Origin of the sequence: Flavobacterium praedii (assembly GCF_026810365.1) — a bacterium.
GTDB lineage: Bacteria > Bacteroidota > Bacteroidia > Flavobacteriales > Flavobacteriaceae > Flavobacterium > Flavobacterium praedii.
Genome location: NZ_CP113948.1, coordinates 2,573,401 through 2,592,856, shown reverse-complemented (window position 1 = coordinate 2,592,856; position 19,456 = coordinate 2,573,401). Strand labels below are relative to the sequence as shown.

Sequence of the window (19,456 nt, the reverse complement as noted above, 5' to 3'; positions counted from 1 at the left end):
ACCCAATCTATTTGAACTTAATACTGAATTGATTATGAGAAACTTTACTTCGCTTAAGCTTAATTCTTTAGGCTTATCAAAATTATTGTTTTTTCTTCTCTCAACATTTTTGTGTATAGTTGAATGTTTTGGAATGATTATTGTTTCGATAGGAACTTTAATCTGTTTTCGGGTGAGTTTTACTTGCCTGGTTTTTGGTTTTTTTACTGAGGGAGTATTTCTTTCAACTGTTTAAAAATCAATATACGTTTTGTTTGTTTCAAAACTTAAATCAATTGTATTTATGAAGAATTTTACTTTGAAAGGGAATAGTATTATTAAAGGCTCATTACTTATTGTAATGTTTTTACTCTTTACAACTAAAGGATTTTCACAATATTCTACAAAACATTATATAGCAGCGGCTCCATGGGATTATTCTTCTAGAGCGAATGAGTTTATTATTTCATGTCCTTCAGGGACAGCTAGTGTGACCATTACCAAAAGTGATGGAACTGCAATTACAACGATGAGTGTTACTTCAGGTTCACCTGTTGCTTTCAGACCAACAGGCAACCCTGCATCAAAACCTGCAAATGCCATCAATACTATATACAGTGATAGAGGGTTGATTTTTACAAGTACTCTACCTATTGCAGTTTCTGTAAGAAATATTGAAAGTGATGCAGTAAATGGTGGCAGACCTACAGAGATTAAAGGAAATGCCTCATTAGCAAGTTATGGTAATGAAGCAATAGGTTCTTCTTTTAGAGTTGGATATTATAGATCAGATTTTACAGGGCTTTATGCTTATGCACCAACAGGATTTCCAGCTGCAACTGCAGCACCTGTTTATTCAGTTATGGCAATTGATAACAACACTGTGGTATCAATAAATGGGACTGTTTTGGTTACTTTGAATGCAGGCCAGTGTTATCTTTTTCAAACAGCAATCGGATCATTAATTTCTTCTACTAAACCAGTTGTAATGAATTCTGGTCAATGGAGAGATACGCCAACTGGTTGTGGAGATTCAGTTTTGAATGAAATTCCCCCTGTTCGAGTTTTGGGTACAAATTATTTAGTGGTTAGAGGGAGTGGAACAACTCGAGGTACTAGTACTAATTTAAATTTCCCAGAACAAACCGTTTTTATTGCTACTGAAGACAATACAAGAGTTACTGTAAATACTGTTGATACTGCAGGAACCATAACAGCTACAAATAACTACCTTTTGCCAACTGCTGGAAGTTATCAAAGTATTTTTCATGGTATAGATGGTGTAAAATATTCAGCTTCAATTATTTCTGCTGATAAAAAAATCATAGTATATTCTGGTACAGCACAAAGTTGCGAAGTTGATATGGCTTGTGTTGCGCCTATAAGTCCTTGTACGGGTTCCTATAGTGTAGAAACTATTAAATTTTTAAAATATGATAATACTACCAACTTAAAATATTTTGGGTATGTTTTAGTTAATGATGCATCTGCTCCAGTATTTATAAATGGTGTCAATTTGGAGACTTTGACAAGTAATTCAAGATATCAAATAGGCAGTTCTGGTTATTACATTATGAGATTTACAAATACTCAATTAGGTGATCCTACAAACCTTGTTTTTACATCTTCTGTTCGAATGAGTTTGAGTATGGTGCAGTCAGAAGGAGGGTTTTCTATGGCTTCTTACTTGTCTTCGTATAATGATAATGCCACCCAACAGTTTGCCCCTACAATAAACGGTTCTGGGTGTGTTTCGGCCTTAACGGCTGAGCCAGGGTTAGAGCCATACCAATGGTATTTAAATGATGTCTTGATACCAGGCGCCACAAACCAAACTTATGTCCCTACGGAAACAGGATCATATTCGGTTGCAGGAACAAAAGAATGTGGGCTTTCGGTAGCTTCAACCCCTGTAGTAATCAATTGTATTCCAATTGATGCGGTTAATGATGGAAGTGCTTTGAACCCTTTTGCAACAGTAATATCTGGTACGACTTTAGCAACTTCAGTTAAGGCTAATGATTTTATAAATGGTGTATTAGTAACTTCTACAAACACTAGTATAACACCAAAAACCCAAGTTCCTTTAACAATAAATGGAGCAGGAATTATTTCTGTAGCATCAGGTACAGTTAATGGGGTTTATCCAATAGAATATGAGATTTGTTCAACTAGTTTGTCACCAAATATTTGTGATAAAGCTACCGCTTATGTTAAAGTTACTGTTTTTGCAGGTTCAATTGCTGCAGATCAAACAATATGTAGCGGAGGCGATCCAGTTTTATTTTCCAACACAGCCTCTGGAGTAGGAGTAGGAACTATAAGCTATAGATGGGAAAGTTCTATTAGTCCATTCAGTGCTTGGAATATAATTTCAGGTGCTACTTCCGCAACATATGATGTACCTATTGGATTAACAACAACTACAAAATACCGAAGAGTAGCGATTTCTACACTAGGTGATTCAGATCCAACTTCCTCAGTTACCATAACTGTTGATCCATTATCTGTTGGAGGAACAGTTGCTGGAGGAGCGACAGTTTGTACGGGTACTAATAGTACGCTTTTGACTTTATCTGGACATATTGGAACGATAATTAGATGGGAATCTTCATTAGATAATTTTGCTACAGCAGGAACAACTATTGCCTTAACTTCAACAGGTATAACTGTTACAAACTTAAGTGCTACAACTTCATATAGAGCAATATTAAAGAGTGGAACTTGTACGGCTACTTCTTCAATTGCAATTGTTACAGTAAAAGCAAAACCATCAAGTAATTTGAGCGGAACAGCAACCATTTGTAATGGAAGTAGTACGAATTTAAGTATTGCTTTAACTGGCGTACAACCATGGAATTTGACTTATTCTGATGGAACCACCCCAACAAGTGTTACAGGAATTACAACAAGTCCTTATTCTATTTCAGTAAGTCCAACTTCAATAAAAACATATTCTATAACTGCTCTTTCAGACGCCAATTGTTCAGGTACAAGTTTTACAGGAACACCGACCGTAACCGTTAATGCTTTACCAACTACAGCCAATGCCGGAGCCGACCAAACTGGAGCTACGACTTGTGGACTTACGACTGTTACCCTTGGAGGAAACACTCCTACAGTGGGTACTGGAAAATGGACAATTGTAAGTGGAACAGGTGGATCATTTGCTTTGGATACTAATCCAACGACTACTTTTTCTGGCACTGCAGGAACATCTTATACCTTGCGTTGGACGATTTCCAATACACCATGTACAGCATCGAGTGATGATGTGAATGTGATTTTTAATATTTTGCCCATAGCACATGCTGTAACAGGCGGCGGTGCTTATTGTTCAGGAGGTACAGGCGTTGTGGTAGGTCTAGCAAATTCTCAATTAGGAGTAAATTATCAATTACAACTAGGAGGCGTTAATAACGGAGTAGCAGTTGCAGGAACTGGAAGCGCGATTAGTTTTGGAAACAAAACAGCTGCAGGTACTTATACCGTTGTGGCGACTAATGCAACTACAAGTTGTACAGCTAACATGACAGGAAGTGTTGTTGTGACGATCAATCTATTACCTGCTGCCCCAACGGCACCAATTAATGTAGAGGTGTGTGAGACAGGTTCATCACAGACTTTGACGGCAACTGCTACAGTTCCATCAGGTTCAAGTATTGTTTGGTATGATGCCTCAACAGGAGGAAATGTTGTAAGTCCTGCAACTTTAGTAAGTACAACTGCTGCGACAAGAACTTTATATGGAGAAACTTCTAACGGAACGTGTTCAAGTTTAACGCGAACTTCAGTAACCTTGACAATTCTTGCTGCGCCAGCGGCACAATTTGCTACTACGTCAGATATTACTGTAGCTTGTGGAGCAGTAACGACAAGTACTCTTAGTTATACTAATAATTCAACAACATGCCCCATTAGTGGCTCGGTAACTTCAACCCTAAGTGCGATACCATCTTCATGTGATGGTTCTGTTACTGAAAGTTGGACTTTTACTGACGAACTTGGAAGAATAATTTCAAAATCCAGAACAATTACAGTAAGCCCAGCAGCTTTACCAACGATGACTGCTCCTGCTGCTATTACGGTAGGCTGTGGTGCAATACCAGCACCAAGTACTATTACATTTACCAATGGATTATCAGGAGGTTGTGAAATCAGCGGTACTTCAAATGCTTCAACTTTTTCAGCAACAACTAATTCTTGTGGAGGAACAGTTATAGAAACTTGGACAGCAACAGATAGTTGTGGAAGAGCTTTAGCTTCTGTATCAAGAACGATTACTATTCAAGACACAACAGCGCCAACATGGAGCACATCGGCAAACGCTTTAAATATCACGTTACAATGCAGTGATGCTACTGGTTTGGCTACCGCACAATCACAAGGGCCAACCGCTACGGATAATTGTGGTGGAACAGTAGCGTATACCAAAACCAGCGGTTTGTTTACCGCAGGTTCCTGTGCAAATAGTGGAACGTATACAAATACATGGATCGCTAAAGACGTTTGTGATAATTCGTCTGCTACTTTTACTCAAGTCATCACAATTGAAGACACCACGGCACCAACATTTGTAGAAACTCTTCCAACGGATGTAAGGGTAGAATGTTCAGCGGTACCAACAGTTCCAATATTGACGGCAACGGATAATTGTGGAACAGCAACAGTAACCTACACACAAACAACCACTGCTGGAACTTGCGTTGGAAGTTATACATTAACAAGAACTTGGATTGCAACGGATGCTTGTGGACTTACTACAACTCACGTTCAAATCATCACGGTTCAAGACACCACGGCACCAACATTTGTAGAAACTCTTCCAACGGATGTAACGGTAGAATGTTCAGCGGTACCAACAGCTCCAATATTAACGGCAACGGATAATTGTGGAACAGCAACAGTAACCTACACTGAAACAACCACAGCTGGAACTTGTGCAGGAAGTTATAGCTTAACAAGAACTTGGATAGCTAAGGATCTTTGTGGACTTACTACGACTCACGTTCAAATCATCACGGTTCAAGACACCACGGCACCAACATTTGTAGAAACTCTTCCAACGGATGTAACGGTAGAATGTTCAGCGGTACCAACAGCTCCAATATTAACGGCAACGGATAATTGTGGAACAGCAACAGTAACCTACACTGAAACAACCACAGCTGGAACTTGCGTTGGAAGTTATAGCTTAACAAGAACTTGGATAGCTAAGGATCTTTGTGGACTTACTACGACTCACGTTCAAATCATCACGGTTCAAGACACCACGGCACCAACATTTGTAGAAACTCTTCCAACGGATGTAACGGTAGAATGTTCAGCGGTACCAACAGCTCCAATATTAACGGCAACAGATAATTGTGGAACTGCAACTGTAGCCTATACACAAACAACCACTGCTGGAACTTGCGTTGGAAGTTATACATTAACTAGAACTTGGATTGCAACGGATGCTTGTGGACTTACTACAACTCATGTTCAAACCATCTCGGTTCAAGATACCACAGCTCCAACATTTGTAGAAGCTTTACCAGCTAACGTAACAGTAGAATGTTCTGCGATTCCAACTGCAGTAGTTTTAACGGCAACAGATAATTGTGGAACTGCAACAGTAGCCTATACACAAACAACCACTGCGGTATCTTGTGCTGGTTCATATACATTAACTAGAACTTGGATTGCAACGGATGCTTGTGGACTTACTACAACTCATGTTCAAACCATCTCGGTTCAAGATACCACAGCTCCAACATTTGTAGAAGCTTTACCAGCTAACGTAACAGTTGAATGTTCTGCGATTCCAACTGCAGTAGTTTTAACGGCAACAGATAATTGTGGAACTGCAACTGTAGCCTATACACAAACAACCACTGCTGGAACTTGCGTTGGAAGTTATACATTAACAAGAACTTGGATTGCAACGGACGCTTGTGGACTTACTACAACTCATGTTCAAACCATCTCGGTTCAAGATACCACAGCTCCAACATTTGTAGAAGCTTTACCAGCTAACGTAACAGTAGAATGTTCTGCGATTCCAACTGCAGTAGTTTTAACGGCAACAGATAATTGTGGAACGGCAACAGTAGCTTATACTGAAACAACCACTGCGGGATCTTGTGCTGGTTCATATACATTAACAAGAACTTGGATTGCAACGGATGCTTGTGGACTTACTACAACTCATGTTCAAACCATCTCGGTTCAAGATACCACAGCTCCAACATTTGTAGAAGCTTTACCAGCTAACGTAACAGTAGAATGTTCTGCGATTCCAACTGCAGTAGTTTTAACGGCAACAGATAATTGTGGAACTGCAACTGTAGCCTATACACAAACAACCACAGCTGGAACTTGTGCAGGAAGTTATAGCTTAACAAGAACTTGGATAGCTAAGGATCTTTGTGGACTTACTACGACTCACGTTCAAACCATCTCGGTTCAAGATACCACAGCTCCAACATTTGTAGAAGCTTTACCAGCTAACGTAACAGTAGAATGTTCTGCGATTCCAACTGCAGTAGTTTTAACGGCAACAGATAATTGTGGAACGGCAACAGTAGCTTATACTGAAACAACCACTGCGGGATCTTGTGCTGGTTCATATACATTAACAAGAACTTGGATTGCAACGGACGCTTGTGGACTTACTACAACTCATGTTCAAACCATCTCGGTTCAAGATACCACAGCTCCAACATTTGTAGAAGCTTTACCAGCTAACGTAACAGTAGAATGTTCTGCGATTCCAACTGCAGTAGTTTTAACGGCAACAGATAATTGTGGAACGGCAACAGTAGCTTATACTGAAACAACCACTGCGGGATCTTGTGCTGGTTCATATACATTAACAAGAACTTGGATTGCAACGGATGCTTGTGGACTTACTACAACTCATGTTCAAACCATCTCGGTTCAAGATACCACAGCTCCAACATTTGTAGAAGCTTTACCAGCTAACGTAACAGTAGAATGTTCTGCGATTCCAACTGCAGTAGTTTTAACGGCAACAGATAATTGTGGAACTGCAACAGTAGCTTATACTGAAACAACCACTGCTGGAACTTGCGTTGGAAGTTATACATTAACAAGAACTTGGATTGCAACGGACGCTTGTGGACTTACTACAACTCATGTTCAAACCATCTCGGTTCAAGATACCACAGCTCCAACATTTGTAGAAGCTTTACCAGCTAACGTAACAGTAGAATGTTCTGCGATTCCAACTGCAGTAGTTTTAACGGCAACAGATAATTGTGGAACGGCAACAGTAGCTTATACTGAAACAACCACTGCGGGATCTTGTGCTGGTTCATATACATTAACAAGAACTTGGATTGCAACGGATGCTTGTGGACTTACTACAACTCATGTTCAAACCATCTCGGTTCAAGATACCACAGCTCCAACATTTGTAGAAGCTTTACCAGCTAACGTAACAGTAGAATGTTCTGCGATTCCAACTGCAGTAGTTTTAACGGCAACAGATAATTGTGGAACTGCAACAGTAGCTTATACTGAAACAACCACTGCTGGAACTTGCGTTGGAAGTTATACATTAACAAGAACTTGGATTGCAACGGACGCTTGTGGACTTACTACAACTCATGTTCAAACCATCTCGGTTCAAGATACCACAGCTCCAACATTTGTAGAAGCTTTACCAGCTAACGTAACAGTAGAATGTTCTGCGATTCCAACTGCAGTAGTTTTAACGGCAACAGATAATTGTGGAACTGCAACTGTAGCCTATACACAAACAACCACTGCTGGAACTTGCGTTGGAAGTTATACATTAACTAGAACTTGGATTGCAACGGATGCTTGTGGACTTACTACAACTCATGTTCAAACCATCTCGGTTCAAGATACCACAGCTCCAACATTTGTAGAAGCTTTACCAGCTAACGTAACAGTAGAATGTTCTGCGATTCCAACTGCAGTAGTTTTAACGGCAACAGATAATTGTGGAACTGCAACTGTAGCCTATACACAAACAACCACTGCGGGATCTTGTGCTGGTTCATATACATTAACAAGAACTTGGATTGCAACGGATGCTTGTGGACTTACTACAACTCATGTTCAAACCATCTCGGTTCAAGATACCACAGCTCCAACATTTGTAGAAGCTTTACCAGCTAACGTAACAGTTGAATGTTCTGCGATTCCAACTGCAGTAGTTTTAACGGCAACAGATAATTGTGGAACTGCAACTGTAGCCTATACACAAACAACCACTGCTGGAACTTGTGCAGGAAGTTATACATTAACTAGAACTTGGATTGCAACGGATGCTTGTGGACTTACTACAACTCATGTTCAAACCATCTCGGTTCAAGATACCACAGCTCCAACATTTGTAGAAGCTTTACCAGCTAACGTAACAGTAGAATGTTCTGCGATTCCAACTGCAGTAGTTTTAACGGCAACAGATAATTGTGGAACTGCAACTGTAGCCTATACACAAACAACCACAGCTGGAACTTGCGTTGGAAGTTATACATTAACAAGAACTTGGATTGCAACGGACGCTTGTGGACTTACTACAACTCATGTTCAAACCATCTCGGTTCAAGATACCACAGCTCCAACATTTGTAGAAGCTTTACCAGCTAACGTAACAGTAGAATGTTCTGCGATTCCAACTGCAGTAGTTTTAACGGCAACAGATAATTGTGGAACTGCAACTGTAGCCTATACACAAACAACCACTGCTGGAACTTGCGTTGGAAGTTATACATTAACAAGAACTTGGATTGCAACGGACGCTTGTGGACTTACTACAACTCATGTTCAAACCATCTCGGTTCAAGATACCACAGCTCCAACATTTGTAGAAACTCTTCCAACGGATGTAACGGTAGAATGTTCAGCGGTACCAACAGCTCCAATATTGACGGCAACGGATAATTGTGGAACAGCAACAGTAACCTACACTGAAACAACCACAGCTGGAACTTGTGCAGGAAGTTATAGCTTAACAAGAACTTGGATAGCTAAGGATCTTTGTGGACTTACTACGACTCACGTTCAAATCATCACGGTTCAAGACACCACAGCTCCAACATTTGTAGAAGCTTTACCAGCTAACGTAACAGTAGAATGTTCTGCGATTCCAACTGCAGTAGTTTTAACGGCAACAGATAATTGTGTAACTGCAACTGTAGCCTATACACAAACAACCACTGCTGGAACTTGCGTTGGAAGTTATACATTAACAAGAACTTGGATTGCAACGGACGCTTGTGGACTTACTACAACTCATGTTCAAACCATCTCGGTTCAAGATACCACAGCTCCAACATTTGTAGAAGCTTTACCAGCTAACGTAACAGTAGAATGTTCTGCGATTCCAACTGCAGTAGTTTTAACGGCAACAGATAATTGTGGAACTGCAACTGTAGCCTATACACAAACAACCACTGCTGGAACTTGCGTTGGAAGTTATAGCTTAACAAGAACTTGGATAGCTAAGGATCTTTGTGGACTTACTACGACTCACGTTCAAATCATCACGGTTCAAGACACCACGGCACCAACATTTGTAGAAACTCTTCCAACGGATGTAACGGTAGAATGTTCAGCGGTACCAACAGCTCCAATATTAACGGCAACGGATAATTGTGGAACAGCAACAGTAACCTACACTGAAACAACCACAGCTGGAACTTGTGCAGGAAGTTATAGCTTAACAAGAACTTGGATAGCTAAGGATCTTTGTGGACTTACTACGACTCACGTTCAAATCATCACGGTTCAAGACACCACGGCACCAACATTTGTAGAAACTCTTCCAACGGATGTAACGGTAGAATGTTCAGCGGTACCAACAGCTCCAATATTAACGGCAACGGATAATTGTGGAACAGCAACAGTAACCTACACTGAAACAACCACAGCTGGAACTTGCGTTGGAAGTTATAGCTTAACAAGAACTTGGATAGCTAAGGATCTTTGTGGACTTACTACGACTCACGTTCAAATCATCACGGTTCAAGACACCACGGCACCAACATTTGTAGAAACTCTTCCAACGGATGTAACGGTAGAATGTTCAGCGGTACCAACAGCTCCAATATTAACGGCAACGGATAATTGTGGAACAGCAACAGTAACCTACACTGAAACAACCACAGCTGGAACTTGTGCAGGAAGTTATAGCTTAACAAGAACTTGGATAGCTAAGGATCTTTGTGGACTTACTACAACTCATGTTCAAACCATCACGGTTCAAGACACCACGGCACCAACATTTGTAGAAACTCTTCCAACGGATGTAACGGTAGAATGTTCAGCGGTACCAACAGCTCCAATATTAACGGCAACGGATAATTGTGGAACGGCAACAGTAACCTACACTGAAACAACCACAGCTGGAACTTGTGCAGGAAGTTATAGCTTAACAAGAACATGGATAGCTAAGGATCTTTGTGGACTTACTACGACTCACGTTCAAACCATCACGGTTCAAGACACCAAGGCGCCTGTGATTATTTCTTGTGCAACTAATCAAACAGTAGCTTCAGATTCTAATTGCCAAGCATTAGTTCCTGACTTTACAAAAAGTATAGTTGCAACCGATAATTGTACAGCTGGGGATTCTTTGATTGTTACACAATTACCTGCCGTTGGATCTATAGCTATGTCAGGTAATACAACTATTATTATAACTATTGAAGACTCTTGTGGCAACAAAACAATATGTGAAGCTAATTTACTTGTAACTAATTTTATTGTTGCTAATGACGATATTGGATCACCAGTAAATGGATACACTGGTGGAATTTCATTTACTAATGTGTTATCAAATGATTTGTTAAAATGTAACACAATAAAGGCTTCAGATGTACAAATAAGTTTTGTTAATGCAACAAATCCTGGAATCACGTTTGCTAACAACAATGTTGTTGTTGCAGCGGGTACTCCTGCTGGAAATTATACTTTGACATATCAAATTTGTGAAATTGCAAACTTAGCGAATTGTGATTCAGCTATTGTGACGATTTTTGTAAGCACACCGATCATCGATGCGATAACTGAAACTACAATACCGATCAACGGCTTGCCAGGAGGTACAACAGCTTCTTTAGTAGGCAATGACAACCTAAACGGATATCCTGTAGTGATAGGGACTAACCCCGGGCAAGTTACCTTGAGAGAAGTAAACGTACCCACAGGCTTAATCTTAAATCTGGATGGTACGGTAACAGTAGCTCCTAGCACCCCAGCAGGAAACTATAATGTAACCTATACCATCTGTGAAGTGACAAATCCAACAAATTGCGATACGGTAACTTCAATAGTAGTCGTAGGTGCTGCAGTTATTCAAGCGCAAAATGATGATATAGTTGTTGACAATACTTTAAATGTTGTTGTTTTAAAACCATTTAATGAAGATCATGGTAATGGAGAAGATACATTAGATGGAATAAAAATAACTTTTGATAAAGTAATTGTTACCGTAACGGATATCATTTTACCTTCAGGTCAGAACTTCCCTGTTCCTAAAGTTGATTTGAATTCAAATGAAATAGTTATCCCACCTAGTGTTCCAGCTGGTATTTATACTATATTCTATACTATTTGTGAAAAAATAAATCCGTCAAATTGTTCTTCTGCTGTAATTAATATTACTGTTAAAAATCCAATTGTTATAGCAGAAGATGATTTGTTAGCTCCAATAGTTAGTAAAGTAGGTGCTACAAATGCAGGAAATGTATTGGATGCAAATCCTACAAATCCAGATACAATAAATGGGAAATCATTAAATAGTAATTTAGTTATAATTTCAGTAGTTACACCTGCAATTCCAATTGGAGTTGGTTCACTAGTGCCAATATTGGATACAGCAACCGGGTTTATTAATGTTCCATCTAATACACCTGCAGGAAATTATTCAATTATATATTCAATTTGTGATATAGTGAACCCAACTATTTGTGATCAAGCTACAGTTATAATTAAAGTTATAGATGTTGATGCAGTGAACGACTCATTATTGCCTATAATTGGAGCATTTGGAGGTATTACAGAAAGTGTGTTAATGAACGATAATATGAATGGAGTTGTGTTTACTCCCGCTACTTTCAATACTGTTGCTGTAACTCAAGTTGGAGCTTATCCATCAGGGATTACTCTGAATGCAGATGGCACTCTAACAGTTGCGGCAGGAACCGCAATAGGAAATTATACCTTACAATATCAAATTTGTTCAACAACATTGCCTTCAATTTGTGATATTGCAGATATTAACTTGACAGTAAATGATATTCCTTCACCTGCCCCACCGGTTATATTTGCTGCTGATGATTTATCGGGATCTTTATTGAGCAGCAATTCAGTTCAAGAGGTATTAAATGTATTGGATAATGATGCTGTAGATTTGGCCAAAGCTACTTTGAGCAATGTACTAATATCGACAGTCACAGCTGATCCAACGGGCTTTATGACATTAAAATCAGATGGGACAGTTGAAATGGCAGCCTTTACACCGTCTGGGACATATACAATGACATATTCCATTTGTGATAAATTAAACCTAAATAATTGTGATACGGCTATAGTTACAGTAACAGTTGGTTGTGGTTTATCAACAGCTATATCGGGTTTAATTAAAAATGAGCTTACTAATACCCCCTTAGGAAATGTTCCGGTGACTTTAAAACCAATAAATACTACTACCGGTCCAATTTTGTTGAGTATTACCAAAGCAGATGGCAGCTATTCATTTACAGGAATGGTAGCGGGGGATTATGTAATCCAAGTTCAAGACGCGAATTTGAATGCGGCCCAAGAGTTGTATAATACAACACCAAGTTTCTTGATATTAAAAGTAGAAGATTGTAAGTATCAAAAGATTGATTTTGGATATAATAAAACTGATTTATTAGTTTTAGGTGATTTTGTATGGTACGATTTAAACAACAATGGAGTGCAAGATGAGTGGTACGATGCCAATAACGATGGTCTTGTGACCAAAAACATACCAGATGCAAATGGCGTAATTGATTTCAGTAAATGGGAATGGGTTGATTTTAATGGCGATGGAAGTTATAAAGGGATCCAAAATGCGGGAGAATTGAACGCAGCCGGATTTGGAAATGGAACCACAAATGTTCCTAATATATTTGTAACGGGTCCTAATGGATTCTCCAGAAGCGTAACGATGGGAGTTGAAGGCTATTGGAGAACAAGAGCGCCACAAGGAGCTTATGGAGAATATAAAATTGAGTTTATAAAAGAAGCTAATTTTGAACAAGCTTCTGAGGCGATGTCAGCTTCTGGATTGGTTAAAGTATTGCCAAGCGGAACACTAAAACAAGCGCGTACAGAAAAATCAAAAAGTTATGTTGACTGTGGTTTAACCACCAATACTATTTTGTACGCTCAGTTTACAGAATCAGTAAAAGTTAATTTGAATTTAGATTTTGGAATCAGTTGTAAAACCTATGCCGATATTCTAGCGGTCAATGACGATGCAGGAACAGTAGATGGAACTCAAGCATTAACAGGAGTTCTCAATGTATTGTCAAATGATACAATCAATGGATTGCCGGCTAAGGCTTCAGATGTAAGTATCACATTGACACCAAGTCCAAATTTCACAATAGGAACAGATGGGCTGTTGAATGTGTTGGGCAATACACCAGGGGGTAGCTATAGCTTAAATTACAGCATTTGTGAGAAAGCCAATCCTAGCAATTGCAGTCAAGCCACGATCACTATTGTAGTAGAAAGGCCTAGTATTGCTTTAGTGAAAACGGCGAAATTCAGGGATGAGAACAACGATGGATATGCACAGCCAGGGGAAACCATTACCTACAGTTTTGAAATAACCAATACAGGTAATACACCATTGAGTAATGTAATTATTAGTGATCCATTACCAGGAGTTATCATGTCAGGATCTCCATTAACATTGGCCATAGGAGAAGTCAGTACGACACATTTCTCGGGCTTGTATTTTATTAAGCAATCAGATATTAATTTAGGAAGTATTTCAAATCAAGCTACTGTTTATGGTACCGCACCAAGCGGAAAAGTAGTAGAAGATAAATCGGACGAGTTGAATTTGGTGGATGATAATCCAACGGTACTGAGTGTTTCGGGCTGTGCAATAGAAGTCTTCAATGCAGTGTCACCTGATGGTTCGGCAGGGATCAATGACAAGTTTTATGTAAAAGGCTTAGAATGTTATCCGGAGAATTCGATAGAAATCTTCAACCGTTGGGGTGTTTTAGTATTCGAACGCGAGCATTACAATAATGAAGATAGGGCTTTTAAAGGAGTTTCCGAAGGTCGAGTAACCATAGAGAAATCATCAGAATTACCCGTAGGAACCTATTTTTATATACTGAAATACAGAGACAGTGCCAATAATGCCTTTGAGAAATCAGGATATTTGTATTTGAACAGAAAATAGTTGGATAAGTCCCTAAGCTTAAAAAAAACACACACATGAAAACGAAAATAATAGGGTTGGTATTAATGCTTTTATCCTTTGTAGGCTTTGCCCAACAAGATGCACAATACACCCAATACATGTACAATACAATAGTCGTGAATCCAGGTTATGCAGGATCTCGACAAGCCATGAGTATTTTTGCATTACACCGCAATCAATGGGTAGGAATAGATGGCGCACCGGTGACGAACACCTTTTCGATCAATACACCAATAAATGATAGTAAAGTAGGCTTGGGATTGTCATTTGTAAACGATCAAATAGGGCCATCGGATGAGAACAATATAGCCGTTGATTTCTCATACACTATCCCTGTAAATTATAAATATAAAATGTCATTTGGAATAAAAGGTAGCGCGAATTTATTAAACGTTGATTTTACAAAACTGAAACAAAAGCCAGGCGATGCTATTTTTGAAGAGAATATCGACAATAAATTTTCGCCCAATATTGGAGTTGGATTTTACTTGCATTCGGATAATGGTTATTTAGGATTGTCAGCGCCCAATTTAATCGAAACGGTACATTTTGATGGGACGGCCACCTCGAGTTCAAGCAGCCATATTGCCACCGAGAAAATCAATTATTACCTGATAGCAGGATACGTATTTGATTTAAATCCAAGTCTAAAATTCAAACCCTCGTTGCAAAGCAAATACGTACAAGGAGCACCACTTCAGGTGGACGTGAGCGCCAATTTCATGATGAACGAAAAATTCGTAGCGGGATTAGCCTACAGATGGAGTGCTGCGATGAGCGCCATGGTGGGCTTCCAAGCCAGCGATTCATGGTTTATAGGATACAGTTATGATTTTGACACAACAGAATTGGCACAATACAATTCGGGTTCCCACGAAATCTTTTTGCGATACGAATTGTTTAACAAGTTTGACAAAATTATCTCCCCAAGATTCTTTTAAAACCACACCTATGAAAATTAAAACTACACTATATAGCCTTTTTATATTGCTTTTGTTGACCTCAGGGTACGCCCAAAAAAAAACAGTTGCCAAAGCGGATGTCAATTACGATCGTTATGCTTATGTCGATGCCATAGTCAATTATGAGAAAGTGGCAGCCAAAGGATACCAAGACGAAAAGATGTTTCAAAAATTAGGGAACGCCTATTATTTTAAAGCCGAATTGCCACAAGCATCAAAATGGTATGAGCAACTATTTACATTGTATCCCAATCAAGAGGCCGAATATTATTACCGCTACTCACAGACCTTAAAATCAACAGGAGATTACAAAAAGTCGGATCAAATGTTGGAACAGTTTAATTTAAAAAGTGGTAACGATAAAAGAGGGATATTATTCAAAGAGAATAAAAATTATCTAGAGGAAATCAAGGCCAATTCGGGACGTTTTCAAGTAGTGGATGCAGGAGTTAATTCGGCATTTTCAGATTATGGGAGTTCCTTTTTAGGCGATAAATTAGTATTTGCTTCCGCAAGAGATACTGGAGGTGTTTCCAAGAAAGTATTCAAATGGACCAACAAATCCTTTACCAATTTGTATGCATCAGAGATGAAACCCGATGGAGAGATGGGAATTCCGGAACGATTTGTACGTACTATCAATTCGAAGTTCAATGAATCAACTCCGATATTTACCCAAGACGGCAAAACCATGTATTTTACACGAAACAACTACCTAGAAGGCAAAAGAGGAAGAGATTCGAGTAAAAACACTTTATTAAAACTCTACAAAGCCACTCTGAATAAAGAAGGCGAGTGGAGCAATGTAGCAGAATTGCCATTTAACAGCAATGAATACAGTGTGGCGCACCCAGCATTAAGCCAAGATGAAAAAACCCTGTATTTTGCCTCGGATATGCCTGGGACATTAGGCCAGTCGGATTTGTTTAGAGTTAAAATCAATCAAGATGGTACATATGGAACTCCAGAGAATCTAGGGCCGGAAATCAATACCGAAGGCCGAGAAACCTTTCCGTTTGTATCGGAAGAAAATGAATTGTTTTTTGCCAGCGATGGCCGCCCAGGTTTAGGAGGATTGGATATTTTTGTGGCCAGAAAAGAGGTAGATGATAGTTTTTATGGCATTCAAAACGTTGGGGAGCCAATAAATAGTAATCAAGATGATTTTGCGTTTTTAATCAATAAAAAGCGCAATGGATTTTTTACATCCAATAGAGAAGGCGGAAAAGGATACGATGATATTTACCGATTTGTGGAGTACAAAAAATTGATTTGTGATCAAATGCTTTCGGGTTTGATAACAGATCAAGAAACCAAAGAAATAGTGTCGAATGCAAAGATGAGTTTATTTGATTCCAATTTCAAACCGTTGCAAGTTGCCCAAACCGATGCTCAAGGAAGGTATAGTTTTGCAGTGGATTGTGGTAAAACGTATTATGTAAGAGCAGAGAAAGAGGACTATCAAACCAAAGAAGGATCAGTTAGATCAAAGAGTTTTAGCGGAAGCAAAGACTACTCGATGGAGTTGGAGCGAAGAATCAAGCCAATAACAGTAGGAACAGATTTGGCCAAAACCTTAGACATTCCGATGATCTATTTTGATTTGGACAAGTCATACATTCGTAAGGATGCCAGTTACGAGTTGGCCAAAGTATTGACCGTTATGCAGCAATACCCAGCGATGAAAATCGAAGTTCGTTCGCATACCGATAGCCGCCAAACCGCTGCTTACAACGAGAAATTATCCGATAGAAGAGCCAAAGCTACAGTGGCTTGGTTGGTTAAAAACGGCATTAATTCAGCACGATTAATCGGGAAAGGGTATGGAGAATCTCAATTGGTCAATCCATGTTCCGATGGTGTAAAATGTTCCGAAGAAGAACACCAAGCCAACAGACGAAGCGAATTTATAATTGTTTCGATGCAGTAAATGTAATCTTATTTAAAACCAAATCCCTTCTTTCTAAATATTTATGATTGAAGGGTTTTTTTGTGGTTTTATTGTCGTATGGTAGATTCTCTTATTATAATATTAGTTTCCAGTTCAATAGTCCTTGGTGTAAATATATTTTCATCTCTATGAGCATTCATTTCCTCTAATAATAAATCGAAAGCGGTTATTCCCATTTTATGACTTGGTTGGTCAACCGAACTCAGTTTAGGAGAAATAACCTTTGACATAAACCAATTGCTAAATCCAATTACTGCAATTTGCTCAGGTATTTTAATTTGATTTTCATTGCAAAATGATAGTACGCCAACTGCCGCTAAATCAGTCATTACAAAAATGCCATCTGCATCAGGATGTTCTTTAATTATTTGTGCGGTAAAATCATAACCTTCTTCAAATGTTACTTTTTCACAGGTATAAACCAATGAAGAATCAAAAGGAATATGGTTTTTTTCTAATGCTTTTTTGTATCCAATAAAGCGATCAATTGAATTTTGTGGGTTTAACGGTCCTCTTATATATGCTATTTTTTTGCATCCAATATCAATTAAATGTTGTACTGCATTGAATGCCGCTTTTTGATCATTAATTATGACTTTAGAACAAGGAGCAAGTTTTGAAATTTTATCAAACATCACCAAAGGTATTTTTCTGTTTATTATATGTTGAATATGTTCGTCATAATTACTCTCATTAGATAGAGAGATCAAAATACCATCAACTCTTTTGTTAATTAATAAATCAACTTGTTTTTTCTCTAATTCAATCGATTCATTAGATTGAAGGATGATGACCAAGTATCCGTTTTTTTCAGCTTCATCTATAATTGAATTTATCACATTTGAAAAAAAATGATGCATTACTTCAGGGATAATTAATCCAACAGTTTTAGACTCTTTTGTGCGTAAGTTTACAGCAAAACTATTTGGTGTATAATGCAAGTTTTGAGCAAGTTCAATTACTGCTTTTTTTGTTTTGGCACTAACATCAGGATAGTCTTTTAAGGCTTTAGAAACTGTAGTAATTGAGATTCCTAATGTGGTTGCTATTTCTTTGAGAGTGATATCTTTCATATTTCAAATCTAGTTTAAAATAAGTTTAAAATATAAATTTAGAATTAATTATTTGTCTAAAATAAAGATAAAATTATTTAAAAGTTTCTCTTTAAAATACAAGTTTCTATTTGAGTTGTTTTAAAAAATAATAGGTGTATTAGATGTGATTTTTTGTTTTATATCGAATAGAAAAGATATAAATCTCAGCCAATTTCTAGAGAATCATAATCTATTGTTGAAAGGTCTGACAAAAGCGATGTTTGCCGATGAATATAAATGTCCTTATTATGAAAATTCCAATAATTAAAGCTGTATTTTATTATTGGAATTTATCTTATACAAACAAAATTTTATATTAAATGTTCTATTTATGAAAAAATGCTTTTCTAATAAATGAAATGCATTGATAACTTAAATATATTTATTTTATTTTCGAGCATAAATAGGTTATGAGGTAAAAATAATATTTTGGTCATTAATTGTTTTTTTAGTTCCTATAATTTTTTTTTATTTTTGAATTTTGTATGTGATTTTTATCTAAATTTAACGTTCTAAAAATTAATCGTTATGACTGTAAATCAAATATTAAGCACAAAAGGAAAAGAAGTTTTTTCTATTGTTTCGACTATTACTGTTTTTGAAGCATTGAGAGTTATGGGTGAAAAAAATATTGGTGCCATTCTTGTAATAGAAGATGGAGTATTGAAAGGTATTCTGTCTGAAAGAGATTATGCTAGAAAAATTGTTTTAAAAGATAAGTCTTCAAAAAAAACACCAGTGAGTGAGATTATGGAAAGCGATGTTTTGACTGTAAAACCTTCAGATAATCTTGATTTTTGTATGAGTTTAATGAGTCAAAAACGAATTAGACATTTGCCTGTAATTGAAGATAAAAAGGTGATTGGTATAGTTTCAATTGGTGATGTTGTAAAAGCTATTATTGAAGTTCAAAAAGAAACAATAAAACATTTGGATTCTTATATTTCACAATAACAGTTGTTTGTGAATACTATTTAATAGCTGCATTTTGTGTGGCTATTTTTTTTGGTTATAAATT

General features: G+C 37.9%; 5 protein-coding genes. 4 read left to right on the top strand and 1 reads right to left on the bottom strand.

All coding sequences use genetic code 11. The annotated features are described in order from the left end of the window. The first annotated feature begins 283 nt into the window (after positions 1-283). From OYT91_RS11175 to OYT91_RS11165, 3 genes are read left to right on the top strand one after another with little or no spacing between them, the layout of a single operon-like run. Complete coding sequence (locus tag OYT91_RS11175) at positions 284-14,410, top strand: DUF8696 domain-containing protein (RefSeq protein ID WP_281238022.1); 14,127 nt, start codon at positions 284-286, stop codon at positions 14,408-14,410. A gap of 35 nt (positions 14,411-14,445) precedes the next feature. Further along, complete coding sequence (locus OYT91_RS11170; protein WP_281238021.1) at positions 14,446-15,372, top strand: PorP/SprF family type IX secretion system membrane protein; 927 nt, start codon at positions 14,446-14,448, stop codon at positions 15,370-15,372. Positions 15,373-15,382: 10 nt separating this feature from the next. Further along, a complete protein-coding gene (locus tag OYT91_RS11165) occupies positions 15,383-17,323 on the top strand; it encodes an OmpA family protein (RefSeq protein ID WP_281238020.1) in 1,941 nt (646 codons plus the stop codon). Positions 17,324-17,391: 68 nt separating this feature from the next. On the opposite strand, the gene OYT91_RS11160 is transcribed toward OYT91_RS11165, so the two are convergent. Beyond that, positions 17,392-18,417 carry a LacI family DNA-binding transcriptional regulator gene (locus tag OYT91_RS11160; protein ID WP_281238019.1) on the bottom strand — a complete coding sequence of 342 codons (1,026 nt, stop codon included), beginning with the start codon at positions 18,415-18,417 and terminating at the stop codon, positions 17,392-17,394. Between the two features lie 549 nt (positions 18,418-18,966). On the opposite strand from OYT91_RS11160, the gene OYT91_RS11155 reads away from it, so the two are divergent. After that, positions 18,967-19,392: a CBS domain-containing protein gene (locus OYT91_RS11155; RefSeq protein ID WP_281238018.1), complete on the top strand. Its 426-nt coding sequence runs from the start codon at positions 18,967-18,969 to the stop codon at positions 19,390-19,392. Positions 19,393-19,456: the final 64 nt, after the last annotated feature.